The 26,571-nt window shown below is 45.4% G+C and carries 38 protein-coding genes; 21 read left to right on the forward strand and 17 right to left on the reverse strand.

Annotated elements, in window-relative coordinates; genetic code table 11:
- From GY843_RS11125 to GY843_RS11150, 6 genes are all read right to left on the reverse strand, one after another.
- Positions 1 to 605: hypothetical protein (locus GY843_RS11125; protein ID WP_297309540.1), on the reverse strand; the 605-nt coding region annotated here is incomplete at its 3' end.
- 221 nt (positions 606 to 826) lie between these two features.
- Positions 827 to 1,402 (reverse strand): hypothetical protein, encoded by a 576-nt coding sequence (locus GY843_RS11130; protein ID WP_297309542.1) that lies wholly within the window; start codon positions 1,400 to 1,402, stop codon positions 827 to 829.
- 394 nt (positions 1,403 to 1,796) lie between these two features.
- On the reverse strand, positions 1,797 to 2,000 hold the full coding sequence (locus GY843_RS11135) for a hypothetical protein (protein WP_297309544.1): 204 nt from the start codon (positions 1,998 to 2,000) through the stop codon (positions 1,797 to 1,799).
- Complete coding sequence (locus GY843_RS11140; protein ID WP_297309546.1) at positions 2,000 to 2,662, reverse strand: hypothetical protein; 663 nt, start codon at positions 2,660 to 2,662, stop codon at positions 2,000 to 2,002. Before GY843_RS11140 ends, GY843_RS11135 begins: the two co-directional genes overlap by 1 nt.
- Before the next feature lie 281 nt (positions 2,663 to 2,943).
- A complete protein-coding gene (locus GY843_RS11145) occupies positions 2,944 to 3,165 on the reverse strand; it encodes a hypothetical protein (protein WP_297309548.1) in 222 nt (73 codons plus the stop codon).
- A gap of 14 nt (positions 3,166 to 3,179) precedes the next feature.
- A complete protein-coding gene (locus GY843_RS11150) occupies positions 3,180 to 3,404 on the reverse strand; it encodes a TFIIB-type zinc finger domain-containing protein (protein WP_297309550.1) in 225 nt (74 codons plus the stop codon).
- A gap of 1,720 nt (positions 3,405 to 5,124) precedes the next feature.
- On the opposite strand from GY843_RS11150, the gene GY843_RS11155 reads away from it, so the two are divergent.
- The 11 genes from GY843_RS11155 to GY843_RS11205 all read left to right on the forward strand — a co-directional run bounded on the left by GY843_RS11155 (position 5,125) and on the right by GY843_RS11205 (position 11,923).
- Entirely contained in the window at positions 5,125 to 5,478 is a 354-nt protein-coding gene (locus tag GY843_RS11155; RefSeq protein ID WP_297309552.1) for a hypothetical protein, read from the forward strand.
- A gap of 86 nt (positions 5,479 to 5,564) precedes the next feature.
- A complete protein-coding gene (locus tag GY843_RS11160; RefSeq protein WP_297309554.1) occupies positions 5,565 to 6,065 on the forward strand; it encodes a hypothetical protein in 501 nt (166 codons plus the stop codon).
- Between the two features lie 83 nt (positions 6,066 to 6,148).
- On the forward strand, positions 6,149 to 6,322 hold the full coding sequence (locus GY843_RS11165) for a hypothetical protein (protein ID WP_297309556.1): 174 nt from the start codon (positions 6,149 to 6,151) through the stop codon (positions 6,320 to 6,322).
- Positions 6,323 to 6,509: 187 nt separating this feature from the next.
- Positions 6,510 to 7,331: a hypothetical protein gene (locus GY843_RS11170; protein WP_297309558.1), complete on the forward strand. Its 822-nt coding sequence runs from the start codon at positions 6,510 to 6,512 to the stop codon at positions 7,329 to 7,331.
- A gap of 39 nt (positions 7,332 to 7,370) precedes the next feature.
- Positions 7,371 to 7,667 carry a hypothetical protein gene (locus GY843_RS11175; RefSeq protein WP_297309560.1) on the forward strand — a complete coding sequence of 99 codons (297 nt, stop codon included), beginning with the start codon at positions 7,371 to 7,373 and terminating at the stop codon, positions 7,665 to 7,667.
- A gap of 300 nt (positions 7,668 to 7,967) precedes the next feature.
- Positions 7,968 to 8,552 carry a pentapeptide repeat-containing protein gene (locus GY843_RS11180; protein WP_297309561.1) on the forward strand — a complete coding sequence of 195 codons (585 nt, stop codon included), beginning with the start codon at positions 7,968 to 7,970 and terminating at the stop codon, positions 8,550 to 8,552.
- Between the two features lie 403 nt (positions 8,553 to 8,955).
- Complete coding sequence (locus GY843_RS11185; RefSeq protein WP_297309563.1) at positions 8,956 to 9,144, forward strand: hypothetical protein; 189 nt, start codon at positions 8,956 to 8,958, stop codon at positions 9,142 to 9,144.
- Between the two features lie 317 nt (positions 9,145 to 9,461).
- Positions 9,462 to 10,157 (forward strand): metallophosphoesterase, encoded by a 696-nt coding sequence (locus GY843_RS11190; protein ID WP_297309565.1) that lies wholly within the window; start codon positions 9,462 to 9,464, stop codon positions 10,155 to 10,157.
- A gap of 385 nt (positions 10,158 to 10,542) precedes the next feature.
- Positions 10,543 to 10,926, forward strand: coding sequence for a hypothetical protein (locus tag GY843_RS11195; RefSeq protein ID WP_297309567.1), 384 nt, complete (start codon positions 10,543 to 10,545; stop codon positions 10,924 to 10,926).
- Between the two features lie 33 nt (positions 10,927 to 10,959).
- Positions 10,960 to 11,508 carry a crossover junction endodeoxyribonuclease RuvC gene (locus GY843_RS11200; RefSeq protein WP_297309584.1) on the forward strand — a complete coding sequence of 183 codons (549 nt, stop codon included), beginning with the start codon at positions 10,960 to 10,962 and terminating at the stop codon, positions 11,506 to 11,508.
- An 82-nt stretch (positions 11,509 to 11,590) separates the two neighbouring features.
- Positions 11,591 to 11,923, forward strand: coding sequence for a hypothetical protein (locus tag GY843_RS11205; protein ID WP_297309586.1), 333 nt, complete (start codon positions 11,591 to 11,593; stop codon positions 11,921 to 11,923).
- A 68-nt stretch (positions 11,924 to 11,991) separates the two neighbouring features.
- On the opposite strand, the gene GY843_RS11210 is transcribed toward GY843_RS11205, so the two are convergent.
- A complete protein-coding gene (locus tag GY843_RS11210; protein WP_297309588.1) occupies positions 11,992 to 12,153 on the reverse strand; it encodes a hypothetical protein in 162 nt (53 codons plus the stop codon).
- A 28-nt stretch (positions 12,154 to 12,181) separates the two neighbouring features.
- Between GY843_RS11210 and GY843_RS11215 the strand changes: the two genes are divergently transcribed.
- From GY843_RS11215 to GY843_RS11260, 10 genes are all read left to right on the forward strand, one after another.
- Positions 12,182 to 12,559: a single-stranded DNA-binding protein gene (locus GY843_RS11215; protein ID WP_297309590.1), complete on the forward strand. Its 378-nt coding sequence runs from the start codon at positions 12,182 to 12,184 to the stop codon at positions 12,557 to 12,559.
- A gap of 1 nt (position 12,560) precedes the next feature.
- On the forward strand, positions 12,561 to 13,280 hold the full coding sequence (locus GY843_RS11220) for a Rad52/Rad22 family DNA repair protein (RefSeq protein WP_297309592.1): 720 nt from the start codon (positions 12,561 to 12,563) through the stop codon (positions 13,278 to 13,280).
- A 332-nt stretch (positions 13,281 to 13,612) separates the two neighbouring features.
- The gene (locus tag GY843_RS11225) at positions 13,613 to 13,813 is read left to right on the forward strand and encodes a hypothetical protein (protein ID WP_297309594.1); all 201 of its coding nucleotides are present in this window, start codon (positions 13,613 to 13,615) and stop codon (positions 13,811 to 13,813) included.
- A 223-nt stretch (positions 13,814 to 14,036) separates the two neighbouring features.
- Positions 14,037 to 14,219: a hypothetical protein gene (locus GY843_RS11230; protein WP_297309596.1), complete on the forward strand. Its 183-nt coding sequence runs from the start codon at positions 14,037 to 14,039 to the stop codon at positions 14,217 to 14,219.
- Entirely contained in the window at positions 14,203 to 14,457 is a 255-nt protein-coding gene (locus tag GY843_RS11235; RefSeq protein WP_297309598.1) for a hypothetical protein, read from the forward strand. Before GY843_RS11230 ends, GY843_RS11235 begins: the two co-directional genes overlap by 17 nt.
- Positions 14,438 to 14,608 carry a hypothetical protein gene (locus GY843_RS11240; protein WP_297309601.1) on the forward strand — a complete coding sequence of 57 codons (171 nt, stop codon included), beginning with the start codon at positions 14,438 to 14,440 and terminating at the stop codon, positions 14,606 to 14,608. The genes GY843_RS11235 and GY843_RS11240 overlap by 20 nt, the downstream gene beginning before the upstream one ends.
- A complete protein-coding gene (locus tag GY843_RS11245) occupies positions 14,605 to 14,787 on the forward strand; it encodes a hypothetical protein (protein WP_297309603.1) in 183 nt (60 codons plus the stop codon). Before GY843_RS11240 ends, GY843_RS11245 begins: the two co-directional genes overlap by 4 nt.
- The gene (locus tag GY843_RS11250) at positions 14,787 to 15,260 is read left to right on the forward strand and encodes a conserved phage C-terminal domain-containing protein (RefSeq protein ID WP_297309605.1); all 474 of its coding nucleotides are present in this window, start codon (positions 14,787 to 14,789) and stop codon (positions 15,258 to 15,260) included. Before GY843_RS11245 ends, GY843_RS11250 begins: the two co-directional genes overlap by 1 nt.
- Before the next feature lie 451 nt (positions 15,261 to 15,711).
- On the forward strand, positions 15,712 to 15,945 hold the full coding sequence (locus GY843_RS11255) for a hypothetical protein (protein WP_297309607.1): 234 nt from the start codon (positions 15,712 to 15,714) through the stop codon (positions 15,943 to 15,945).
- 49 nt (positions 15,946 to 15,994) lie between these two features.
- Positions 15,995 to 16,213, forward strand: a complete 219-nt coding sequence (locus tag GY843_RS11260) for a hypothetical protein (RefSeq protein WP_297309609.1) — start codon at positions 15,995 to 15,997, stop codon at positions 16,211 to 16,213.
- 1,552 nt (positions 16,214 to 17,765) lie between these two features.
- On the opposite strand, the gene GY843_RS11265 is transcribed toward GY843_RS11260, so the two are convergent.
- The 10 genes from GY843_RS11265 to GY843_RS11310 are packed head-to-tail and all read right to left on the reverse strand — an operon-like array spanning position 17,766 to position 26,565.
- A complete protein-coding gene (locus GY843_RS11265) occupies positions 17,766 to 17,939 on the reverse strand; it encodes a hypothetical protein (RefSeq protein ID WP_297309611.1) in 174 nt (57 codons plus the stop codon).
- A 43-nt stretch (positions 17,940 to 17,982) separates the two neighbouring features.
- Positions 17,983 to 18,261 (reverse strand): hypothetical protein, encoded by a 279-nt coding sequence (locus GY843_RS11270; RefSeq protein WP_297309613.1) that lies wholly within the window; start codon positions 18,259 to 18,261, stop codon positions 17,983 to 17,985.
- 8 nt (positions 18,262 to 18,269) lie between these two features.
- Positions 18,270 to 20,180, reverse strand: coding sequence for a hypothetical protein (locus tag GY843_RS11275; RefSeq protein WP_297309615.1), 1,911 nt, complete (start codon positions 20,178 to 20,180; stop codon positions 18,270 to 18,272).
- Positions 20,181 to 20,213: 33 nt separating this feature from the next.
- Positions 20,214 to 22,127, reverse strand: a complete 1,914-nt coding sequence (locus GY843_RS11280; protein ID WP_297309617.1) for a hypothetical protein — start codon at positions 22,125 to 22,127, stop codon at positions 20,214 to 20,216.
- A gap of 3 nt (positions 22,128 to 22,130) precedes the next feature.
- Complete coding sequence (locus GY843_RS11285) at positions 22,131 to 23,567, reverse strand: hypothetical protein (protein ID WP_297309619.1); 1,437 nt, start codon at positions 23,565 to 23,567, stop codon at positions 22,131 to 22,133.
- Positions 23,564 to 24,478: a hypothetical protein gene (locus tag GY843_RS11290; protein ID WP_297309621.1), complete on the reverse strand. Its 915-nt coding sequence runs from the start codon at positions 24,476 to 24,478 to the stop codon at positions 23,564 to 23,566. The genes GY843_RS11285 and GY843_RS11290 overlap by 4 nt, the downstream gene beginning before the upstream one ends.
- An 8-nt stretch (positions 24,479 to 24,486) precedes the next feature.
- The gene (locus GY843_RS11295; protein ID WP_297309623.1) at positions 24,487 to 25,089 is read right to left on the reverse strand and encodes a hypothetical protein; all 603 of its coding nucleotides are present in this window, start codon (positions 25,087 to 25,089) and stop codon (positions 24,487 to 24,489) included.
- Between the two features lie 13 nt (positions 25,090 to 25,102).
- Positions 25,103 to 25,786, reverse strand: coding sequence for a hypothetical protein (locus GY843_RS11300; RefSeq protein WP_297309625.1), 684 nt, complete (start codon positions 25,784 to 25,786; stop codon positions 25,103 to 25,105).
- Between the two features lie 3 nt (positions 25,787 to 25,789).
- Entirely contained in the window at positions 25,790 to 26,203 is a 414-nt protein-coding gene (locus tag GY843_RS11305) for a hypothetical protein (protein ID WP_297309627.1), read from the reverse strand.
- Positions 26,200 to 26,565: a hypothetical protein gene (locus tag GY843_RS11310; RefSeq protein ID WP_297309629.1), complete on the reverse strand. Its 366-nt coding sequence runs from the start codon at positions 26,563 to 26,565 to the stop codon at positions 26,200 to 26,202. The genes GY843_RS11305 and GY843_RS11310 overlap by 4 nt, the downstream gene beginning before the upstream one ends.
- Between the last annotated feature and the right edge of the window lie 6 nt (positions 26,566 to 26,571).

Here is a 26,571-nt window from a genome sequence, read left to right on the forward strand (position 1 = left end):
ATGTACGCCTCTTTAAGTGGCGTCATCGTAAACCACGACGGGGCGTTCGTGACCACCTTACCACGTTCCGCCGCCTGGAGTATCGCCTTTGGTGGCGGTTCGTCCCAATGCGCCCAATGAACGTCAATCCCCTCAAAATCATCCGGTTGCTGGTCGTAAGACCTGATGAAGAACTCTGAACCACACTTCCGACCGTTGTGGTCAGTGAAGAAGGTGATGTGCTGAACCACACCCTGTGGGTTCTTCTTAGCCTTGTAGACGCAGGTTTTCGGGATTAGGGACTTCAGGACCGGCCAAATCTTCTCTGGCACGGAGTGGGACAGGGTTTCACAACCTATCAGACCGCGATTGGGCACCTGAATGTCTATCTTATAGTCAGGGTCGTCTTCGTCAAGCCATATACGCGCACCAAGGGCGTGGGCGATGTCCTCAGCGAGTCCGATGTGGGTTTTGCCGGACTTATTGCCAAGTTCGCTTAACCTTCTGCGCGGTGTGATCCCCTTCCCGTTTTTAGCCCTGACGAATCGGCTTTGAGCCTCGTTCATTTCAAGGAAAAACAGGGGGTAATCACTCTCTAATCTTTCGTCAACTTCTCGCTGGTCCAATTACCACCCGTCACCGGACGTCCAAAGACCACGTTTTTTCGCCTGTTCCTTACAATATGCTTCCCACTTGGGGTCGGTAAATTTAGCTACCCTATTATCAATCACACCCTTCGAGGTTTTTACGGGAGGGGCGTGTTTTGGTCGAGGATCTTCGGGCACATCTGTAGCGTCGGTGTACCAAATACGGTTCCCATTCTTGGTCATAAATTTGAAAACATCCATCAATGTGCCATTCCCTTCAGTTTGCCAGCCTTCTTCTTCTTCAGGTCACGGATGGCGGTAACTATTACTGCAACGTTTTCGGTAGATTCGCCCCTCTCCAAGCGTTCCTTATCAAATTTAATGCCGTAATCCACACTTATAGCCTGAAACCACGCTTTCGCCTGATTGTTGTCCATGAGCGCTATCTTGCTTACAACCTCACCATCCTTCTGGACTTCCTCACCATACACGTGGTGATCGAGTATCCGCTGCTGCGCGGTCATGGCTCTCGCCTGAGTGTAGGCCAGGAGGTCTGCTTTCTTGGATTTGTACTCGTCAACCACACCCTGATAATAGTTCAGGGTCAGCGCCTTCTCAGCGACGTGTTCCCGGGTCACTCCGTTCTTACCTAGACCAGATTCCGCCCTCTTCTTGAGTGATGCATCAATATTATAGCCGTGCCGACACTTGACGAGGTAGCCCTGCTTCTTCCACTTCATAATCGTCTGGGGGCTTTTTCCAATCGCTTCGGCGAATGCACGTTGTGTTTTGGCGTACTTTGGTATCGGTTTTGCTTCCTTCACTTCTGCTCCCATATAGCTCCGCAATCAGGGTCTGCACATTCCAAATATATAATTTCACACCTCCCATTAGTGTAGGCTCTCCACTCGGTGCAACCACATTCTCCACACTCGGATAGAAATTCTGTCATGTCTATTATTTCAGCGGTCATTCTTCTCGTCTATTACAACCAATTACTAAATTGTCCAAAATCTCATAACCAGACGAACTTGAAGTCAAAAACAGACAAATTCGGATTTTCACGACAACACCATATTTCCCCTGTTCTGACCGAAAGTATAGGTGGCGACATCCCATACATCGCGTTCCGTCCATCTTCTCCCCCCAAATTTTCAGCGTATAATTCCCCTACGACCCAACTGGTCGCAATCATTAGAGAAGTGTTATTCCCTAATTATATTAGATACCTCACTCCAGGCAGGAGGAGGGATCTTCACCTAAGTATCCTTCCTCACTCGGCTTTGTCTCAACCGTGATGATGGATTCACAGTGAACCTCAACACCATCTCTCATTATAGGAGTATCTGTGCAGTTTATACCCCTCTGATGAAGGATAAGTCCAAGTTGCTGCAAAATCTTTGACTCTTCTGGCATATACCAAGGGTTACTCATCAAAACCTCCCTGAAACACCCGTGAATACCCTCAATCCACCCGGTTTCCACTTCGTTTTCCGAAATATCTCAGACTCCATAGGGTAACTTGAGTAGTTCATCTCTAAATTAAGTCCGAAATGGTCAGAATCCACCCCTGAATTCAACCCGAAATCCCACTGATAACCCACAATCGCCTCTGGGCCGTACGCAGACAGCTTCTCAGAACCCCCTGGAACGCGATTTTTAAGGGTGGCATCACACAAACCCGCCCCAACGTAGGGGTAGAGTACCTTTCTAAGTCCGTTATCCCCTCTAAAGCGGTATTTCAGCCCTAAACCCCACCAGTAAGTCGAGGCGGAGTACTTGTAACCCTCCATCGGATACTTCGAAATACCCCTATCTTCACCGTACTTACCGTACACACCGAAATTCCTGAACCATTCAGTCACTCCAATCTGCCAACACCACCCTGAAAGCTCAGTATCACTCATCTTGTGCAGGAACGTCTTGTGTGAGTTCATTCCAGCGAATTTATAGCCGTATTGGGCGGTTACTTCCGTTTCGGCGGGGTAGGCATTTTTTGCACAAACAAATCCACAAACATAACCCATGATTCCTGTTAGGGCGACTATAAAAATTAAATCTTTTGTTTTTAAATACCACCACTTATTGTTTTTCATCACTCTACCTCCCCCCTCTTCACCACGGCGACCCCGCCTCGGCGCGTCCAAAATACCGTATATCCATCATATTCAGTCGCGTAGAGCGTATTTTCCCACATATTGGTTCTGCCATTATTTTCGGAAATTACGACGGGTGGATTCTCCGGTGTACGCTTGGCTTCAGCACAGTTACAACCCACACAGAAAAGTAACAGTAAAATACTAATCCCTAATTTTTTCATGGCTCCCCCCACTTTTACGTACGAGTTATGTGCAGAAAATCACACTTCACGCCCCAATCACGAGATGTCGTCAAGCGATATGCCACGTTCTTCGAGTAGTTCACACATCTTTTCCCTTACTAGACTGAGCCTGTATTTGTCTATATCAAAGTGTTTTATCATGCTTCTAGCCCACTGATCCAGATCCCACATAGCAAGCGCCCAGTCCATAGCCCTATCAGTCACTCGCCATTCAGACTGCTCTTCAGGTAGGTTGAATTCTAGGGTTGCTTTGGGCATTAAAGAGACTCCTTTTAAATTTTGGCTAAACGCTCCCTGACCATGGCCAACTGTGCCCGGTCTTCATCGTCTAATTCGTAGGAGACTTCGATCCACTCAATCCCAACGCCACAGTTCGGGCAGTATTTAAAGCCATCACCAATAGCCCAACCACAAATAGGGCACCTGTACCATTCACAGTACAACTCGTCCGCCCCAATACCACTGTCAGTCTTGATTTTTACCGGTGGTTGGCACATAGTTCCTAGACCTTTCTAATCCTATAATCTCGCAGTAAGTGTCATCCGGTATTCTTTCCCAAAATGGTTCATTATATCCCATTGGGGTATCTATCCTGCAACCCCCAACACATCCACATGGTTTTCTTTCTGGCTTTTCTGGCTTGGGTCCATGACCTATACTAACCCCGTCCTCCAAGTTGTGCAGGTTGCCATAATCATCTTCCCATAGACAGTCATAATACACTCTCAAGTCGTAGTGATTACATTTAGGCGTGTAGTCAACCTTTATTAGTGTGTAGGAAGTAGGCATAACCCTTTTGAATTTTTCAGTTTCTTAGGCAGACATATACACATATCCATCCCCCCCATCCCCCCAAGCCGCCCCATCGCCTACCGGATATCGCCTCTATATTATTATAATGGTATCCAGATCCCTCTCTATATACTGCCATCCAGCTCACATGAACATACAGCTCACATACTTCAGAGTATGGGCCACTGTTTTACACATATGACAATAAGCCACTAGTACGCATGGTACATAATGAGTAAGGCTCAGTGATAGGCTGTATAGGTACTGCTATCAACACTGGATCACAGCACACACTATCACACTAACCAGACAACACGCTAGTGTGAGTAATATAGCTCCCCATATAACCCCGATTATTCGTATTGCAACAGGAACCATAATATAGCCTCTATATTATAGATATGATAATAAGCCACTGGTATGCATGGTACATAGTGAGCAAGGCCCAGTAATAGGTCGTAGGCTATAAGAGCCATATAACCAGTAGTATCATAATAATACATCCGATAATCAAGTCAAGTAAAGGAGAGTAAAGCATTGTATCACCTGATAAGCAGAAGGATATCAGCATGCCTACGGTCCAGCCTATGAATGTTCCTATTATAATAGCTGAGAGCATGATAACCACCTTTTTTGTTTGGTATCAACGAGCCGGTGAAACATATGATCCAGTCCAACCCCTATAACTTTAGTTATACCTAATGTGTAAACTAACTGAACACTTGCGCCCCATTGTTACACTTATGTAACCTAACACTTATAACCTATGTTATAGCTATACACTAATATAATCACTAAAAACAGTTTGTCAAGGGGTAGCTGCAAACTATTTGCATAAAAGCCTGATATACTTGCTAATAAAAATGCACTTCAGCCCGGAACACAACTAAACGTCAATACCTCAAAACCGGGCCTTGAAATGATTGCCTTCATTGTTACCTTGTTATAATGATATACTGGCAGACTGTTTTAAAGGTGTAGGCTTGACAAGAATAGAAGTCGAGCTTGCTAAAGAATTAGCTTTCAGTAGCTATTCTTTCAAGCTACTTAAAGATAATCATTGTTTAGTCGTTTGTCAAGTACCTAAAGTAAAATAGTTGGCACGCTTCTTGCGTTTTAGCCATAAACCTATGATATCAGGGACAATAAAAATTACATTTATTTTCACTACAACACTTAAAGTATCACTTCAACCCAGGTGATTCTCACTAGTGATTTTCACCGGTCTGCATTGCTAATGATACTTGATAGTTAGCATGGTTAGTACACAAAAGGATACGTAATTCTCACCAGGCAACCCCCATAACTTTAGTTATACCCAAAATAATACTAAACAATATCAACACCTTGTATTCACCTGCACTATTGGCACGTATCTTGCTAGTAATATTATCAACTATCAATTATAATAAAGGAGAGTGAACAATGAAAACAGATAAATTTTCAGACCGGATAGACATGACAACAACTATATCTTTATATGAGTATAAAATTATCCGTAACCCAAAAACCGACAAATGTATTATCTGCTATAATTGCCATGCGCTTGAAAATATTGGCAGTGTTGTAGACTATGACAAGGCGGTTAAGCCGGACATCGGTGTTGAGTATATATCTTTTGATGACGTTAAGGAAGAACTTGAGAATGTTGAGCCGGGATACTTTGACTTTATTGGAGCTGATAGGCAGACTGAAATAGATGATTTAAACAACGACTATCTGACTAATCATATTTTTTCGCTTGATATGTATAATGGAGCGTTCCGGCTTGTAAGATAACCTCTCAATTTCAACACGCTCTGAGGCAGTGTGTTGAGATGGCAAGGTTATTGAATATTAATCATTTATTAAAGGGAGAATGAATAATGGCAAACCAAAACGTAGGCATTAACTATGCTGGAAAGTATGATATGACAGTGAATAGGGATGCCGAAGCTGGAATCAGGTTTGGAGTGATACATCAGAACGAAGTCATGGAAGTATGGTGCGAAGAAAGTGAGGCTGAGTATGGGGTTATCGAATGTTCATCTTGCGGTGACGATTTGTCCATCGACATGGATGAATGCCCTAATTGTGAAGCAGATTTGGTTTCTGAATTTGACTTTGCAGAGCCGATAGCGTTTAGCTATATTAAAGACGGTTATAAATGCTTCTCAAATGAATATGGGGATATATTTATTGAAAAGGCTCCATATTACACTTACGCCCAATTCTGCTCGCCTTGCGCTCCGGGAGCATGTCACTTGAGTAACCCGCTTGATATGCCGAATGACAATAACAAATGCTACTGTTTTGGGCATGATTGGTTTGATAACGAGAAAGCACCATATCCTGTTTATGACGTGGAAACTGGACAATTAGTGTAATAACCTCTCAATTTCAACACACTTTCGAGTGTGTTGAGATGGCAAGGTTATTAACTATTAATCTTTAGATTGGAGGGTAAACAATGAACTTTTTAGTCGAATTTAATATTGATAATGATGCGTTTAAAATAAGCCCAGAAGAGGAAACCGCTAAACTGTTAAGGTTGGTTGGTGAAAGAGTCCTTCAGGGTGAGGTTGTTGGCCGGATTAGAGACACTAACGGAAACACTGTCGGGGAATTTGAGTTTATAGACTAATGAAACACAACGCCACATATAAAGCGCGATTTGTGGTTTGGTTGAGATACCTGCCACAAATCCGCCAACATTTAACAAACGGAATTCACGTCTATTGCCGCTTGTGTGATCTTGGTTTGTGTCCTAAAAGAGCGTGGAAGGTTGCACGGGTGCTAACTTATAACCTTATTTAATGGAGGGTTAAAGCATGGAAACAACGATCCACTATTATTATTACAACTTAGACAAAGAGGCCGACAGGAAAGAGTATTCTGCTTTGTGTGATGCACTATTGAGAAGAGGTTCAAAGCTGTTTGACTCAATTTCAGCAGACCATTATACATATTACCGAGATAAAATAAAGCCGCTTGACGGTCAAACAGTGACGCTCGAACCTAAACACCTATTTGATAACCAATGGAACACAGCACCGACATCAACAAGTGAGTCAGGTTTACGTGTGTTTGATTGGGCTGAAGGTATCCTGCCAAACAGGAACATAAAGCAGGGCCAATGGTTAGGGCTAACACCTAAAATGGTAGCTATCAGGAAAAACACCTTGAAATGTGGTTATTGTGGCAAGCAATATCAAGCCCAGCAGGGGTATGTATTCTGTGGTGCGTGCCTTGACAGTGAATACCTGGAAGAAAAAGAGTTGCACTTATTGCGTCTTATGCCAATCTGTGAAACATGGGATAACCGGGCCAAATTGACACAAGCTGAGAGGGGGTGGCTTGTTCCTCAATATGTTAAAGCACAAACAGAGGGTTTGACTGCCAGGGGCAAAGCAAGAATTAAAAAGAAATATTCAGACATTAAAAAGCATCGGGACAAAACAATCCAGAACGCTAACAGAGAATATGACGGCTTCAAATGGTTGATGGACAGGGGCGTAAACACAGATAACTGTATCTACTACGATCACACGGGGCGCTTCTGTTTTGGTTGGCGGAAACTGGTTGAAGGTGATACCAGAATCGCACTTCTGGAAAAACTCTCAGACTTCCCTTTCGACTATGATATTAAATAACTGGACTGGAGGACAAATAAAATGTTACAAGGAATTTTGATGGCAGGTGAAAAGAATAGGGATATGGTTTTGAACGGTTCAAAAACCGTCACAATCAGGGAGGGCGAACGGGCATGTGTTTGCGGGCCTGTTTTGATTGGATGCCCTGAATTGGGGTGGTGTGTGCTGAAAAACATTATATCAGTGAAACATACGACTATGGATAATATATTTATTGATGACGTTTGGAAGGGTGGGCATCGGACTGAAGATGGATATATTGAAGAACTAAAGCAGTATTATCCTGACTTTAATGAATATTCTGTTATTACTGTAATAGAATGGGAGGACAAATAAAATGATGACAATAATAAAATGCTCTAATTGTGGCAGGGAATTGAAAGCGGGCGAACGGGAGTATTGCGAAAAAACCTGCTCGTCAGAGTGCGCTGATTGTGTGTGGCACTCTTTAAACCAGTCGCGCATAATAGGAGATTACAATAAATGGTTGAGGGAGGACGAATAAAATGTTTCAACAATTTATCGAGTTGTCTCTATTCCTGATAGCGGTAACACTGTTCTGGTGTGCTGTTTTGGTTCCCATTTTTAAATGGGTAGGGGTTTGGATATAATCTAATTTAATTGGAGGTGTTTAAAATGATTGAGATAAAAGATTTTAGTGGTAATGTGTTGAAGGTGGTCGATGCCGATACGCTTTACGGAGCGAACCTTTACGGAGCGAGCCTTAACAGAGCGAACCTTGACGGAGCGAGCCTTTACGGAGCGAGCCTTAACAGAGCGAGCCTTAACAGAGCGAGCCTTGACGGAGCGAACCTTTACGGAGCGAACCTTTACGGAGCGAACCTTAACGGAGCGAGCCTTAACGGAGCGAACCTTTACGGAGCGAGATTGCCCCATTTTTCAATCGTTCCAGAAGTGGGTGGTTTCTACGCATGGAAAAAAACCACGAAAGGCATCTGCAAAATATATATTCCTGCCGATGCTGAGCGCATTTCATCTTTGGTGGGCAGGAAATGTCGTGCAAGTAAGATAAAGATTGTATCCGGTGGCGGTTGCGGTGGTTCAAGCCCTACACATACAAAACAAAACACATATTTTAAGGGTGAAACATATCACAGTGAAAACGATGCCGGTGAACGTGCTTTCGATCCTGACATTCGTGTCGAGTGTGCCGTTGGTATCCACTTTTTCTTGACTAAAAGAGAGGCTAAAGAATGGTAGACATACAACCACGTTGTGCAAAATGCGCACGACCTGAAATGATATGTCTTGACGGTGCCAAAGTTGAGTATCGGCATCCTAAGACTGCCAGATCAGGCCGGAAATCGACAACCTATATTAAACAAATCCTCTGCTCACAGTGTTGTCAGAGGGTTAAGGGGGAGATAAAATGGGAAAGCTGAAAAAAGAATGGCTTTCAGAAGGGGGTGAATAAGATGTGGGTGAAAGTGGTTGACCAACACCGGGTAGCACTCCAAAAAGTGTTTGACAATAGACACAAATTTGAAATATTGGGGCAGGAACTCACTACACACTGTATCGGGATATTGCTCGGCAGAGAGGTTGAAACTGAACGTAAGCGTCTTAGAAACCGCAAATATAGCTGGAAATACAGGGGGGTAAAATGAAACCGCTGAATATACATCAAATGGCACAAGTAGCCATGCAGATTCATCACGTCACATACTTTGCCGGGCTGGAAAAAGCCAATCTCGATTTAGAGTCGGTGGGTGAGTTTGAAACGGTGCAAGACTATTTTAATTACTTGGAAGGTGAGAAAAATGGTGTTAAGGGGTTGACAAACTTTAAGTAAGTCTTATCTTTAAATAGTGGAGGGTGAAATATGGAATATATACTGGTGGGATTGCCAGAATATGAACTTGTGCATTTAGAGGGTTGGTTGAACAGTGTAAACAATTGCCCGTTTTTTAGGTGTTCTAATTGCCTAAAAGTTCTCCCCACGATGTCGTGGAGAGATAGCGAAATCTTGGGATGCCAAATCTGTGATGAATCTCCATGTGACGAATTTGGTTGTTCCGCGCTAGTTGACCTGGCCCTGGAATTATTAGAATATAACAACTATGAACTACGGTCAGATAATCCTAAAGATTACCCTAGACTGGAGGCAGTATGAAAAAGCACTTACTATTCGGAGATGTCCACGGAGAGTATTCGGCAAAAGATGTGTTGAATATCATTCACGCCTTCAGTCAGGATTGGCAACCGGACAGGGTATGGGCGATGGGTGATATTGGTAATTTTGATTGGGCTTCGAAGTATAATGACAGGCACGAATTTACAGCCCGAGAGGAATATGCGTTTATTGATGAACTGTTTGAGAGCTTGGGTGTCACTGATTTCTACTTTGGGAACCATGAGGAACGGTTAGAACGTGATGACATCCCATCTGATTATCGAGAACTGTTCAAAATCGGTGAGCATGTCAACCTGAAAAATGTCAACACGTATCCATACAGTATAGAGTGCATCCCAAAAATTGGGAGGGTGAGTGTGACACATGGCTTTAACTGGAACAAGCATGTCGCCTGTACAGCTTCGGAGGACTTCGGGCGGGTTATTGTGTGGCACGCACACAGGTATCAGGTTTACACTCACTGGAAAACCGGCATGAAACAGGCGGCATACTCGATACCGTGTTGTTGTCGGTTGGTGATGCCATTTGAGAAGAAATTGAGGCCCAGAGGACATTCACACGGTTTCTGCATCCTCTATGAACACTCAGACGGCATTGTGGATGTCAGGCCGATTCCAATCATTGGTGATTCGGTTGTAATCGAGGGGCGAGTTTATAAGCGAAAGTCGTAATGTAAATCTGCGCGGCTAACTTTACATGAGGATTAAATGCCAAGAAAACCTAAACCACCCAGGGTGGTGAAGTGTCTCAACTGTGGTTTCAAATATACGCTGAAACCCAAACTTCACTCCACCAAATATCCGTACTGTGCGAAACCTGAGTGTCAGGAGGCACAGAGGAAGCATCAACTGGAACTATTGAGGAAAGCCAGTCGTGAGTATAAAAAAAGGAAAGAGAACGGCACGGCAGCTACATACAACAGAAGGCGGGTGGAATATACGGGGAGAATGTGTCACCAGTGCGGCAGGGAAATATATCGGCAGAAAAAGGGTGGAGTGTGGTTTGACCCGTGGTATAACTGTCTCGACTGTAGGCCACTAACGGAGGGTTTTTCATATGGAATTGACCGAAATCAGGACGCATTTGGTAACAGCGTTAGACGCTTGCAGTCCACCGGAGAGGCAGACGATGATCGAGAAGGTGGAGCAGAGTGTGACTTTTTTGAATGGCTCGAATCGGAAAGGGAACGTTTTCATATTCCAGAACATGGATGTACAGGTGGCTGTGATTGGTGGGATAGTGAAGGCGATGAGTGGGATTGATGAGTTAATGACGGCAGAGAGGGTTAACATGCCGCTTAAAGAGGAAATCGCAGAACTCACACGGACCAGGGTTCTGGGTATGCTGGATGAAACCGGAGGAGCCAAAACGGTATCAGCAGATAGACTTGGCATCCCACGGAAGAGAATGACTGAACTTTGCAAGAAATATGGAGTGTGAAGATGGCGACAAGGTATAACACAGGAGGGTAAAATGCTTTTATCATTAGATGTTGGTTTCAGTAAGTGTGGTTGGGCGGTTTACAAACACAGACAACCTGTCGCGTGTGGTTGCATTATCACTGAAAAATCAAAGAAAAAACAGACCCGTGTGAGCGATGATTATGCGTACAGAAGTGCCATGATTGCACAAGGCTTGCAACAAATAGTCGGGCATTATGGAAGTGGTGGCATTGTTGGTGAATTGCCGTCAGGTGGGGCGCAAAGTGCGAAGGCGATGGTACAGATGGGCATGGCTACTGCTTCTGTTGCCTCTGCCGCAAGTATTATGGGTTTACCGGTTGAGTGGACAAGCCCTAGCGATGTTAAGTTAGCGGTTACAGGGTCAAGGAAGGCCACGAAAGAAGAAATTATGGATGCTATTGCAACTAAGTATGATTGGGAAAAAATGGTGAAAGGGAACAGAACGAGCTATATTGTTCTTGGTGACAAGATAACTAAGGGTGTTTTTGAACACATTGCCGATGCTTGTGGTGCGTACCTTGCTCTTATCCACGGTAATCTGGCAAAAATGTTCGGGTGAGGATACCAGGGAGAAAAAACCGAAGAAAAAGCCTTGACAACCGGCTTTGAGGTCTTAGATTAAGTGTAAAGGAGATTCAACCATGAAACTAGACGAAGATATTCAGACATATGTAGACGATTTCTGCGGGGATAATCCCGGTGAGAAAGCTGGCCCCATAAAAATGATGGGTCAGTTGTGGCAGATTGACAGGGACGAGAAGAATGCCACAATTAATGAGAAAGACGAAACTATCGGACGATTAACTGAGGCACGTCAAGCCGACCTGCTGGAAACCGAGAGGAAGAGGGAGGTTATCAATGAAGTCACTGATGCAATTAATGCTGAGAAGGCTCGTCTTGGCGGTGATCCTGATACTCTCACACCTAGCGGCCTGCGCAGGGGTATTGGTCGTGTGTTCGGTCTTGACGACTGACCTAGACGTAAGACACATGCCGCCTTCGCCGGGGGTGTGTCTGGATTGGGAGGATTATAATGGAAAGACTACAGGGTAGCAATAGGGCGTACAACACGCCACCGGGAGTGGGTAATAATCTCTGCATTTGTAAGCGGTGTGTCCACAAGGGTAGTCAGGAAGTCGAGGTCAGGAGGGGTGTGATCCACACAGAATATTTTTGCACCCACGAAGAATCTCCATGTTTCCATATTATTCCGCTGGACTTGATGGAAACGTGTGAACACTGTAAACTTTTTTGAGGAGGGTGAGATGCCAGGGATAAATAAGGCCGTGTTGATTGGCAGATTGGGGGGTGATCCAGAGGTCAGATATATGCAGGACGGAACTGCGGTCACGAATTTTAACATCGCCACATCGGAAGAGTGGAAAGATAAGGAATCTGGTGAGAAGAAAGAGAAGACCGAATGGCACCGGATTGTGGCGTGGCGCAGATTGGGCGAAGTCTGCGGTGAATATCTCAAGAAGGGCAGTCTGGTCTACATTGAGGGTAAAATCCAGACGAGACAGTGGGAAGATTCTGACGGCAACAAGCGGTACACCACTGAAATAAACGCCAACCAGATGCAGATGTTGGGGGGCAAGGGAGGAAATTGATATGGAGGGGAAAATAAAAACACTCCCAAAAGATGTCAGGGAAAAACTTAGAGAACCAATGCCACCTGAGTCTATTTCACAGCATCAATCTAAGAAGTATCTAAGCACTATAAAGGCTATCTATATTGTCGAGAGGTTGAACGATGTTTTCGGTATCGGTGGTTGGACGTTGGAGCATGATGTCTGGTTTGATGAACCGGGTTACGTTGTCACACGTGGGTGTATTATAATCGGGGAGCCATACAATTTTTCCACCCCTATGCAGTATGGTGGGCATAAGAAAACTGGAACCGGTACAGAATTGGCAGACGGGTATAAATCTTCTGTCACGGACTGCCAGAGTAAGTGCGCGTCATACTTGGAAGTGGGCATAGACGTTTTCAAGGGGCAGAAGGAGCAACCCAAAACACAGGCGAAGAGGGATACCCCACAGACACAGCAACAACCTGCCAACGCGCAAGACGATAAAGAGTGGGACGATGGCGAGAGGAAAAACTTCTTCGGGCATTGTGCCCACCATAAAGTGGAAGACAAGGACGCTTTCAAGGAATGGTTGAAGTCTGCCACTGACCTTGACGGCAATCCGATTGTCGCTGTTATCATGCGGGATGGTCTTCCAAAGATATCTCAGCGTGGTTTCAGGTATGTGATGAAAAATTTTCAAGACCTACTTTCTCAATACAAACTGTCTAGGGTTCCAGAAGATGACATACCATTTTAACTGAGCCAACCCACGGAACCGTGGGCATCAGGCAAGAGAGTGGTGCCTCGTTTAATGTCTGATGTCGCACGGTTCCGACTAACTAAATATATTTGTGGGGATTGGAGTTGCCATCCAATCTTAGGGGAGCCTTGTACTAGCTAGTGTCCCGGGAGACACGTGAGAGCATCCTCCCAACCGAAAGGTTGAGCGCCAGGAGGGTAATGCGGCAAGCAAGCTCAGGTGACGAAGCATTTATTTGGCATGGACCGAAACGTCTTGACGGGCGGTTGTTAGGTGAACTGAGGACTGCGAAGATACCCCACCCGCAAATAATTTTATAGGAGTAACCTATGTGGACATCAGCAGATGATAATCGGAAGGCGTATGTCAAGGCTTTGGAGAAGTTAATCGTGAAACATGCCGGGAGTCTCGCCAATGATTCTGACATGAAGCAGAAGATTGACGGGAAGTTGGTTAGTTGTGCCCACATCCTGTTCGATGAACTGAAGGAAGAGGCTGTGACCATTTCACAGAAGAAGAATGTTGGCTAAAGGATCACCCTGCCCTGAATGCAGTCTAGGCTTCCCCTATCCGATACTTACTGAGGCGGGGGTGGACACACACCTGAGATGCCCTAGATGCAAGAAGGTTTGGACACGTAAGGGTGAGTTGTGGAAGAAACCGCCGCCTAGAAGGAAGACAGCCCTGGAGAAGTGGTGGGATGAGAATGGTTGGGCATAGGAGATTAACAGAAGTGTTAACTTGGAGTATCCGATGACAATGCTTGAATACAATATAGCCGACCACTTCCCACCCGTCAGTTTTGATGATGTCACAGTGGAACAGTGGAGCTACCTCTACGGTTCCCTGTATGGTGACAGGCTCTATCGAGCTAGGCGTATTGAGAGGATGGCTAGGCGGATTGAGGAGGAGAATAACGATGCCAACCGGGACTAAGTTTCTTGTTTTTAACTATCCATCAAGCGAAGATACGGACAAATATCGCAAACCATCTCTTTTCGCCTTCACGAAAAGGGTTAATGGGTTTTTGGAAACCCACGAAATTATTGATGTGCAGTTTAGCCATAAAATTGCCCAAGCCTCAACAAGTTTCTCGTTTGCTGCTGATGCGCGGGATTTTGTTTCTTATGTTGTGCGATATAAGGAGAATGACGATGCCACTGTCAGGATTTGATAAGAAAATAGAAGGGTTGAAGCAGATAGTTAAAGTAATCGAAACCTATGCCCCAGTTAATGACAGAGGGGAGAGGGTAGCCGTCTACCAGAGGGCTTTGGACGCGGCTACTGATACCATCAAAAAGGCCGGTAGGTGGACTGCAAAATGATAGACTTCGAAGAGTTGGGGCAACAGGCATTCACTGCTGGTAAAACTAGGGAAGAGTGGATCAGGGAGCGGCTTACTGCCGTGGAGAGGACGTTCACCATACTGAGGTCGCGCCTACTTGACCTGCAATCAGACAGAGATGAGCTGAGAGCTGAGGTGGAAAGCTGGAGGACTAAATAATGCAGTGGCCGATATTCAGAAGTGAGAAATCAATGGCAATACCACTAAACTCACAGGTTAAGGTAGCCAAGAAGGTTCTAGCCTACCTGAATGAGCGCAAGGGGTCAGGGTATGAAAACTATAGCTTCATACTTGCCCGTATTAAAAGTGGTAGAACTTACGATGATTGTGTGAAGGTGATAGAGACTAAGATGCAAGATGATTTCTTTATCAAAAATCCGAGGAATCTTAACCCTGAAACCCTGTTCAGACCGGGTAATTTTGACAGATATGTGAACGAAACAACCGGTTCTTTTGGACGTGAACCGTCTAAAAAGCAGGGTAAAACTCAGAAGATATGCGACAAGTGCAGGGCACAGTTCATAAATGGCAAGTGTGAGTGTGATTTACTGTCGCCTGAAGAGTTGGCGGCGGGCAGGAAGAGACTTATTGAGATATTGGGCGGCGTTGGGAAGTCAATTGAATGGGAATAGCCATGTTGACGGCGTGAGCAAACCACGCGGACATAAAAGGCGCGTTCCTACAAGGGCGGTTCCGTGGGAGGGGTGAGGTATGATTTTTCTATATATCACCCGATTTCGGACGCTATATAGACAAATCGCGGGATAATCATTGTTCGGTTTCTCGGAGGTTGAAACAACAATGGGAGATGCGCTAACAAGGTTTTTGGCGAAAGCAGAGGATCATTATTGGGACTCTTTCGAGGAAGACAGGCGAATAGTCTTAGCCCATATCAACGAAATAGCAATACAAGTTCGGAGGGAAATCCTCAACGAAACCGAACCCATCGCTGAAGTGGATGCTCGGGGATATCTTGATAGTTGTAGCCACTGTGAGGGGTGGCATAAAGACGGAAACATTTGCGGGTGTTGTGGGACCCCTCCCACCACTTAGCTCTAACCGTTATACAGTGGGAGGTTTGGAATGAATGGTATCAAAATTAGCGAGAAGGCGTTGAATCGTGCGAGGCTATATACAAAAAAGCCGCTACCGGTTCAGGCGCAACAAATTAATCAGACCTTTTGGGTGGAATCATTAGAGGGCGACTTTCAAGGTAAAGAAGGTGATTATTTAATGCGCGGTGTTCGTGGGGAATTATATGTTTGCGACAAGGGAATATTCGAGGAAACTTACGTACTGTATAACCCGCCAGTGTAGCCGACAGGAAGACACTGCGGCTAACCGGCAATCGTTAGGAGGCAGAAAAATGAGTACTTGGGGTGAGGGATACAAGTCTGGTTTTCAGGCAGGGGCAAGAAAAGCTCTGCGACTATACAGGGCAGACAAGTCCAAAGGGGACAGGGAGAAATCTATTAAACTGGTGGTAGCCCAGATTGGTAAGTCAGAAGATGGTGGGCCGTCTTTCTATGCTGTGGCAAATAAATGCTGTGGTGGTGTCGATGCTCACGATGTAGGTTGCAAATAACCCAAGCGTCCAGTCCGACCGGCAGAACACTACCGTTGCTGGCGGCTGACGCTAACCGTTATGAGGCAAAGAATATGGACAGATTAATGGTTATACATAACTGCCATGAGTGTAAGCATTCCAGTGTTGAGGTTGGCAATGAGAAAGGGTGTTTTTTGGAAGACAGGCGGATAATAAAAACAAATTACTTTCAAGAGATCCCCGGTTGGTGTCCTTTACCAACTGCGCCTCATAACCCAGCTCGTTGTCAACATTGGTATTATAAAAACAAGTGTATCCACTGCGGGGAGATATTTGAGGATTATCCCCGCGCCTGACCAGCAACGTTAGAGGGACGAGGTGAAATTACTTAAAATAAATTATTGTGAAAGTTGTACCTTCTTCGATGAGGTGTCAGCAGTATGCACAAAACTATGGAAGGATATAAAACCTGATAGTGGTGGTACGATAATCCCCTCTTGGTGTCCCCTGGAAGATGCCCCTCTAACCCAAGAATCGACCGGACAGGATATAAAGTGCGGTTGTCCACATGAGGATAATTGGGATTGTAATCACAATGAAGACGGTGTTTGCACAATAGCCGGTCATTCTTAACCGTTATGAGGCTAAGCGTGAGTGACATACCACAGAATGGAAAACGTTATAGTTTAAGATCACGACCTTGGGATGTAAGCTATCTGGAAATAATTGAAGATTCAGGGGGGGACTGGGTTTATAGCCCTCACACTGAACCACATGCGCCTCATAACCCTGCGCTTGAGTCTGACGGGGCTAATGAGTGCGAGTGTAAAGTTCCTATCCCTTCAAAATACCACCCAGTATGTCGTAATTGTGGTGGTGATTTACCGCCCCGCAGCACAGCTTAAACCGTTATGGACTAAACCCAATGGTTACAATAGTGGGTTTGTCAAGGATAGCGCATGAAACCTCATCCGCATAGCCAGACTCTCCATACTGATTTGATGCCGTTACGGTAAAATAATATACCCCGCTATCTAGGGGCACTGTGTAAGTTTGCACGTCCCCTACCGGTATGCCGGGGTTGTATTCGCCCGTGGCATGACCCCAATAGACCGTGTACTCTTGGGCATTGACTACCGGATTCCATTTTAAGGTAACCTCGGCACCGTGGCAAACTCCAGTCAGCATCACAAGGCCAATAAACAGGAAGGCAATTACCCTACACATTTGCGAACCCCCACTCGACTGTTATGGTGTCACCGATCTCTGGTAATTTCATCTCCGCCTCCTAGTGTTCTCGCAAACCTGAAAGTGGAAGTGACAGCCCGGTGTGTCCCGGTTCTCATGCCACAGGCACACGTCATACTTCCCAGGTCTTGTCGGGTCATATTCCCACCGGTCGTTCATGGCTTCCTCAATAACTTCAGGCGCATCGTATTTTTTACTGCTGCCATCAAAAGACCTCAGTGGTAGAAAACTGTGCATGGAACCGTCCCGTCTGAACCCGCTCGTTATGACAGGATTATTGACAATTTTGCACCAGTCAGAATAGACTTCGAAAAGTATCGGACTCCACGGAACCAGGAAGCACTCACCGGCTACCTGAAGGTTTTTTATCTGTAGGCTCATAGTCCATCACCTCAAATTGTGTCTCATCGTCTACATCACACCCACGAATGTAGATTGATTCCACCAACTGCATGGCGTGACCCTCACATTTGACCACAGTACCTCTCGGAACCTTAATAATGTGCGATTTATCCATAGTAAGGGTCGCCTTCCACTGAGTTTTACGATTGTCGTTGATCCTACGGCTTCGGTTTCTCCTGTGATTTCGGTGAGTTACCGTTTTGCTCAATCTTTAAGAGAAGGTCATACATCTTGTCCTGTTTTCGTTCCAAACGGTCAATATGTGTCTTGACATTGTTTTCAGACAGCATCAATCTGCTATTGCACCTCTCTTCCACCCTGATAACGTCCGTCTTGCTCGCCTTACCCGCCACGATACCGCCGCAGGTTATCATTAGGGCTATTATGCTGAGAATCACTACCATCTGTTGCCACGTCACACCATTTCCGTTTGGCATTTAGTCTCCTATGAATTAGTGCTTCTTGATACTTCATACCAGTTTGTGCCATTGCACAATAGCCTGATTGTTGAGCCTGCCGCTGTAGTAAAATTTGCGGCACCGGCTAAAACCAAGTTATTGCCGTGTGTGACATCTAGTATCCCGGCGAAAAGTAGGGTCATCTCTCTCCCCGCCCTCACTGGGCCTATAGATGTTATATTGACTGTACCAGTCACATAGAATACATCCCCGACATTTGGTAGGGCGCTTAGTGAAGCGTGAGAAGCCACCGTCTGATAGCTGGAGATTAAACCCTGCTGTATCTTACAGGCGATGCCCCCTGCATCGGTGAAATTGTTGCAATGTATGAGGGTGATTGAATCGCCTGAAGACAGATTATTGGTATTAACATTTCCACTGTTGTTTATAAATATGTATGCGTCACCTGTGGCCCCGAATGTTTGCAGGAGATTGCTATTTATTGATGTCACCCTGTTTGTATCCCAAACATTCGTACCAATACCCGTTTGGTAGACCACATTGGAGATATAAACATTATTGCCAACCGTGCCAGACGCCGTGATAAAATTGAATGTATTTTGCACCTTTATCCAGACATTCTCAATTATGATACCTCTTGGTGTGTCCTTTAAGACAACCATGTTTCGCCCTGCGGTTACTGCCGCCGCCGCATTATCTTTGATATCTAAATCCCTAATTGAAATATCGAAACACCCATCTAAGATAAATAGTTCTTGATCTTGGTCGCCAGTATCCCCGAGTGCAACACCTTTGAAGTTAATACCCCTGCACGCTGTCATCACCTTTATCAAGGCATCGGTATATTTAGTTAGGCTTTCAAACTTTACTCCGTTAAAGTCCACATTGTATGATGTGTCTACGTAAATTGATACGTCATCCAGCGAGTTTTCAAACCCAAAAAAATCAAATGTCAACTTTTCGCATGCCGTGACGTGGAGAACATATCCACCTATCCCGCCCACCATCCAGATGTGTCTGAAGTTTGAATATAATGTTGTGTCAACCTTCATATTGTAGCCGGATATGCTGTCGAAGTTGGCTATATTTCCGCTATATGAGTGTAGGGAATATCCAGTTGCACCTTGATTGACTATATTGATATTAGAGGTTGTCGAATAGTGGCTCGTCACGTAGAGTCCATCCCCCCCCAGGGAATTATTATCTATCGTGAGATTTCTGACAATGCTGTAGTCTCCAGTTTGGGTGAGGTCGTCAGTCGTCCCAGACAGCTTAACCAACCTAGTGCCAGATACATCAGATGATATGGTATCGTTCTTCCCACTACCTTCAAATATCTGCCCGAAATTATTTACAGACAACCCCCCAGTGTGACCATATTTGGTGTCTAAAAGTCTAACGTGCCTGTTCGTATTTATTGCCGATGTTATGGCGTCTGTCATATCCGTGGTGCCAGGGGTGGTGTTGACCCCAAACCATTCTGCGTAAACCCAGTCAGTGGCCGCTGCACTAAGCGCGAAAGTCCCAGAGTCCGTATCATCAATCCAGTAGAACGGTCCTGTCGGGGCTAGCTTGTTGATTGTCAGGTTAAACGTCACCCTGTCCAGCACAGCACCGGGTAGTGGTTTGAGAATAATATTCGAAGGGATAGTCAGCGCACTCGTCAACGTCCAAGTCCCAGGCTCTAAAACTATTGTCCTAGTATTAGAACCCTGCGCCGTGATTGCCGCTGAAAGTGTGGCATGACTCGTAGTATTGTCCCCATAATACCTCGCATTAACCTCCCCCGGCAGGTATTTGTATATGTTGGGTGACTTGGTGATTGTGTTAGTCCCACCCGCAGAACTTGTCCTGTCAAATGTCTCAGTCGGATAGCCCTCAGTCACCTGTATGGCGAGGTCTTCTTTACCGATTAATCCTTTTGTTATTGTGCCCATTTATATTCCCGTTAGTATAAATACACCCACTTTTTAGTTATTGTCAACCCACGCATCGGCCACTGCGTTGGTGTTGCTAGAGCCGGTTACAACCCAATATGAATCTGTAACAGCCCTTAATGTTATGGAGTTCCCAAGTCCAGCGCTCTGTATGGAATCACCATTCGCATTGGTTAACCCATATATCCTGTCGGCATCATCGGGATTAATATTCAGGAATTCAGCAGTTAAAACTACAAACGTAAACTCTGCCCCCCTACAAGTAGACGCCTCTGGTAAATTAAATATGATAGCGCCACCTGCACCCTGGTTTGAATGAGTTGAACCCGACTCAGTGAGAGATAGGGTGTCTCCTGCTGTGTGGTGTTCAACAGTGCTTGTCATCCCATCTATTGACCCCAATCCATCGCCAACAATGTCACCATCAATGTCGAGATTAGCATCTATCGTAATTTTGCCGGTGCTAGAGCAATGTTTTATTGATTCTGTACTCGTTGTCACACTGTTCCCGGCGTAAGCGCTGTTCCAATAAAGATTGCTTGCTGTTAAGGTGTCTATCAACACCTTCGTGAACTCTCTGATATTGGAGAGAGTAAGCGTACCGACATCAATCCCCAATCCTCCACAACTGTTATGCTCAAAATCTAATTGTTGAATCGTTAGCCCAGCGGGGGTGGACAGGGCGTATGTCGCCGGATTCCAGTAACCGTTTCTGATGCTCCAGTGGGTGCATGTTGTAGTGTCTCCGAAAAGCACACCATAATCAGGTCTTTTAGTCCCATAGATTTCACCACGGAAGCCGTCAATATTTATAAAGTTACATGCCGCCGATGCTTCATCGTTGTCAACATATATATATGACCTCGCGTTTTGTTGTGTGCATATGAAAAATGACCCATACATATTAATGTTTAATGCACCTCGCAGTATTATATTGTCAACCTCTCCAGCGTTTTTTGATCCTGAGTGCTTAAATGTGCAACCGAAGAACTGATTGTCTGAATTGGATTGATCCCCCGTAACGATTGTGATATTGGGACTGCTTAACCCTTCTTTGTTGTCGTGCGTTGACCAAAAATTACATGAATCATCTTCGGAATTATTAAAGTAGCAATTATAATATCTGCACTCCTCTGCGGCATATGAGTAAACGTTCGCTTTTGAAAACGCACCGCTAAAGATAATGTTATAAAAATAATGGAATAAGCCGTTCAACGCTGCATCTCTAGCGAAAAAGAATCCTGTTTGCGGTGTGGTTGTCGTATCACCGATTACAGTAAAATCTTTAAATGTAATATGATTACTCCCCGAGCAATCTATGCCATGAGTAGCTACAGCAAACGTTATTTTGGTGCTATTACTTTCTCCCACCACTTCCCAATAATATCCCTGTAGTGATGTCATATCAACGCATGTTGTGGAGGTAGCTGCACCACCCGGAAGTCTGACCGTCCCACCAACTGCGCTGATAGATGCTATAGCATTAGTCCATGCGACTCCGGCAGCAGTTGTCCAGTCGGGCCACCACCCTGCGTAGACTTCTCTTGCTGTGCTGAACACTACGTCACCCACACCGGCGAATATCTGATAGTCACCAGCCAAAATACTACCCGATATAGTGAACGTTCCCCCATTCACGGTCAACACGGCACCCCTCGGGATGCTCAACGTCACATATGACGGGATGGTCATACTGGTCGTAATCACCCATGAACCGTGACTCAACTCTATCACACGTTCCTCGGAACTCTCGTTAATGGCATTCTGAAGTACAAGCTGGGTACGTGTCGTGCCGTCACCAAACATTACGGCGTCAACCACATTACCCATTCTGGTTAGAGCCTGAGTGCTACCCGTGGATGTACCCCTGTCATACGTGTAGGTGGTGCTACCCGTCCATCTGGCTAGATCCTCTCTACCGATAAATCCTTTGGTTATTGTTCCCACATTCTATCCTTCTGGCATTACTGGTGATGTTGGTTTTTTGGGTTTCCGTTCGTCTGACCAACCTTCTTTCCACTCTTTAGCCGCCTGACCTGTCTGCGAAATCCCTAGTCTTGCGAAGGTTGTTTTGGCGTTAATTTTGTACCCCTTCTGTCTCATTCTATTGATGAGAAGGGCTAAATGGGCCTTGATTACTGGTGTATCGTAGATGCCAAGTGCTAAGCCTAGCACTCCACCGATTTTTCCACCCGTCGGTCCACCCATCCAGTAACCCACACCAGAGCCGATACCCATCTTTACTGACAGTCCGAATGAAATCACATCACGATTTGAAAGCGTCATCGCCTTTGTTTCTAGCGCATCCCACAGGTCTATTAGGGCACCCTCATTCTTGTTGAGAGTTTTGATTTCAGGTATGATATCCTGTAACATTTCCTTAGTGTTTCTCGCCACACGTTTTTGTAGTGCTACATTGGCAGGAGATGACTTTACTTTTTCATAATGTGTTGCAAGGTCCGTGTAAATCTTTTGTTTTATTTTTTGCATCTCCATTGGTGTTCTGTAAATCCCGACTCGAAACGCTTCCTGCCATTCTTTTCTCATGCTGGCAAAAGCTTTATCCACTTCTGTTGGTTTTGCAGTAAGCCTTTTCATTTGATTTTTCATGTCTTCAAGGCCATGATAAATCTTTGACACATTTAGCTTTGTGCCACTTTCTACGGAGTCATTTATCAATTTAGCTATGCGAGTATTGTAACCGTCTATCATCGAACGAAGTTTTTTAAGCCCACCAATCGTTGGTGCAATCCCAAATTTAAGTGCTGTCTTCGTGACCCTAATTTGGTCTGCCGGACTTAACTTTGAGCTAAACTTAACGACTTTCTGATACTGCCTAATGGGAATCTTTTCCGGGACTAATCTAAAGGGTGCCTTTGATATTTTCCCCGCAACATTCAGTGGCTCAAGTGCCCTAGTGACTGGGAATGTGACGGTCGCCAAGTCAGTCAGAAACTCTACGGGGTGTTGAGCCAACTTCTTCTTGAACCCCTCGATGGAACCGTACTCTTCCTTATATTTCTTTACGAGAGCGTCTACATACTGCTCCTGTGGTTGGACACCCGGCATCCCCTTCTGTGCTGCACCCTGCACCAATCCTCCAAGACCCCGTGCAGTTTGCTTGTAGTTCACGATAGAGTCTATAATATTCCCAGCAATCCCGACTGAATCCTTTGGAATATTATGGAAACCTGACCTGATAGCTTCGGACCAAGTTTCAGGGTCCAACTCTTCCCTTGTTATCGGAGTGAATGATGCCCTCGCGGTTTCATCACGCTTTGCAGGATCAAACTGTGCTATTTCCTTTAGCACGCTTGTATTATTTTGGGGTGGAGCCTGTTCTGCCCTAGCTGGATCATACTGCGCTATTTCTTCTAGTGCATTCATTTGATATATTCCATAATCTCTTCTAGTTTTATAGCTTGGTTGGAATTAATTAACCGAACAATGTCTTCGGGTTCCAGTCCTTTTTTTAAATAATAGGTGAATCTTGCTTCTGCTGCTCTTCCCGCCAACGTTATTCTGTCTGCTTTTGCCTCGAATTGTGTTGGTGAATCCCCATCAAAAATTCCATCACCGGCGTCTGGAGGGACCAGTCTTAATCTCTTGACCTCGACATTCGACATTTGGGCACCTGTGATTTCTTTCACATATAAATTAAGATTCTCTGCTGCACTCGACCTAAAGGTTTGCATTTTTGACAATCGTTCTACTTTTTCTTTTGGTAATTTTTTCCCCATCTTTTCTTTTACAGAATCCCACGACCCCCCCAATCTTGTTGGCCACTCCAACCACTCTCTCTTGTAGTTGCCCATAATTTCGCCAACCCGTGACCGCTGCTCTTTCACGGCATATAGTTTTGTCTCTATAGCACCCTTGACTTTTTTCTCCATTCCCCCCATGCTAGACCCGCCGATAGAGAGATTTTTTATTTTTCCATCTGCGTCAAAACCAAGCTGGATGCCCTTTTGCTTAATTGGTACGGCACCTTTCGGGGGGCGTTGGCCCCTCTGGATGTTTTGGACTGTGCCGTCTGGTAATTTCCAAGGTTCAAACGGTTGCCCACCACGTCTTAGGCTCTCCTTATAGTCTGCCAACGCCGCCGCGTCTGTAAGTTTTTCCTCTCTAGTTGGAGTTCTAAGGAGTTTTTCTTTCTGGGCATTAACCCCCTCTTGCTGCAAATCCAACCCCTGCTGCCTCAATATCTGGTTAAGCATGGCGTTGGCCTTGTCCTGCTTTACACCCTGCGCCCGGAAATACATATTGGCACCGGCTATGATATTTTCTCTAGTTCCCATATTACCTTCTATTGTATGCCAAAGTCAGGCATACCAATTGTTTGATAGGTCCCCATTGCGTTAGGTGCAAGACCTGCCCTCACCCCAGACCCGGGCATTCCAGTTGGTTCACCACCACCAAACAGATTCGAAAACACATCCCCTTCTCCGAACTGTCTTGCTAATCCATAACCTGTCATCATTTCACCCATTGCGCCAAGAGTCCCCACTCCACCGGGACCGGCAGATGACGGGTAGGCGGCACCGGGAGGAGCGAAGAATGGTGTGTTCCTGAAAATCTTGTCGGCGGTGTCTGCCTCCCCAAGGGCACCGACGTAGGCGCGGTCAAGTTCTGCCGTCCTACCGGCTATTGTGTCCCCCGACAATCCAAAACCACTTGTCCCTAGTCTATTAATAATTTGACTTTTTGCGCCTTGGTAAGCTCCAGACAACTCTCCCCTACGTTTTGCAGCAGTCGCTGCCATAAGTTCCGGGTCAGGTTTTGACTGTTGTTTGTAAAATGTCTCCGCATCTTTCTGCGCTTTCTCTTGCTTGTCCATCTGGCGCTCATTACTCCACACAGATGCGGCAGATCCTAATACCATAGCAATCGGCATTGCCCACGGTGCCATTGTTGTTACCTCCTTAAAATAGGTCACTCTCATTTCCGGGAAAAATATCCCCCGGTATTTTATTCAAAATATCCTTGAGCGCCATCGCCATTTCAGGTATCCCGCCCTCATCTTCCCCAAGCTCACGCGCTTTCTTATAGTACATCTCATCACCACCGGGCAGACCCTTCAATACGTTTCCGTAAATCCCAGACCCGGGACCGAACCCTCTCCCCGCTGCGGACTTCCTCGCCGCCCCATACCCCGCTATTTCCTTCACCTTTCGGTTATATTCTGACTGCTGTTTCAGGTATGCATCCTCCTGCCACCGATTCCAGACGTCTTTCCAAACCCACTTCTGCCCCGCAGCCCCTTCTGGATTATACAACACGCCAGGAGATATTTCCCTTGCAAACCAATTAAAAATTGGTCGTCCACCGGGCCTTCCCCTAGTGCCGCCACCTTTTACTCCCTGGAAATCTTGGAACAACCATTGAGCCTGTTTTTCGGTTAAGTAGGGAGAGTTCTCCATCCGGTCCTCCAGACTTGGGAACCAACTCGCACCGACTCCCTCCCGGCCAACCTTCGAAAGTATGTTATACTTTTCACCCCACCCGATTAATTTTCCCTCCCAATCCCTATCTTCCTGTAACATGGGACTGTGTTGCCACTGTCTCTCATAGGTTCTTTCACCCTTCCCTGGTGGACGTGCCGCCATATGCTACAACTCCTTTTCCATATTTACCGAAACAACTTTAAAACCGTGTCTCCGCCTGAAAGCCTTAATGTGCCCCTTGGCTATCATGGCGATAATCTTGACGCCCCATTCTTTAGCAAATTCCCCTCCAACCTTCTCAAACGCTTCAAATACTTCACGCTGTTTAGCGTATATTCTCAATAGATTTAACCTTTTGGCTCCGGGAAAAATTGTTATTAATGCAGAGAAGTAGCCAATGACCTCCCCCCTATCGTCGTACGCTATCCAGAAACCAAACTGTGGGTTACTAATGAGGAACTTAATAGAGTACAGCATGTCAGATATCTTGGTGTCGTCCCTCCCCTTGTCACGAATCTTCTGCTCAAAGGGGACACACCTCTGTATCTCTGCCATATCTGTGGCTCTCTCAATTCTCATTCTACCGCTACCAATAGATCGGTGCCAGTATAACCCTTAATGTCAGCATTAATTTTCGTTTCTAGCGATTTTGCGTATGTTGCGAACAACTTCATAACCTGAAGTTGCGTCAATGGATTTTTAGATTCCGACAAAACATAACCTGACTTTTTAATTCTTAAAGTACCCCCGCCCGAGTCAAGAAGTCGATAGGAAAGGGATGCCTCCGTCCGATAGCAAGTATCTTCGCACTCTTCGGAAACATCGCGGTTTATCAGAAATTCTACCCGGACTAATTTTGCTGAATCAACGATTCTGGTGTCAAGTGGCTTTCCCGCTATGAGAAATGGGATAAGCAGTAATAGTAGAATGTATTTTTTCATAATTCT

This window comes from Neptuniibacter sp., assembly GCF_024231755.1.
GTDB lineage: Bacteria > Pseudomonadota > Gammaproteobacteria > Pseudomonadales > Balneatricaceae > Neptuniibacter.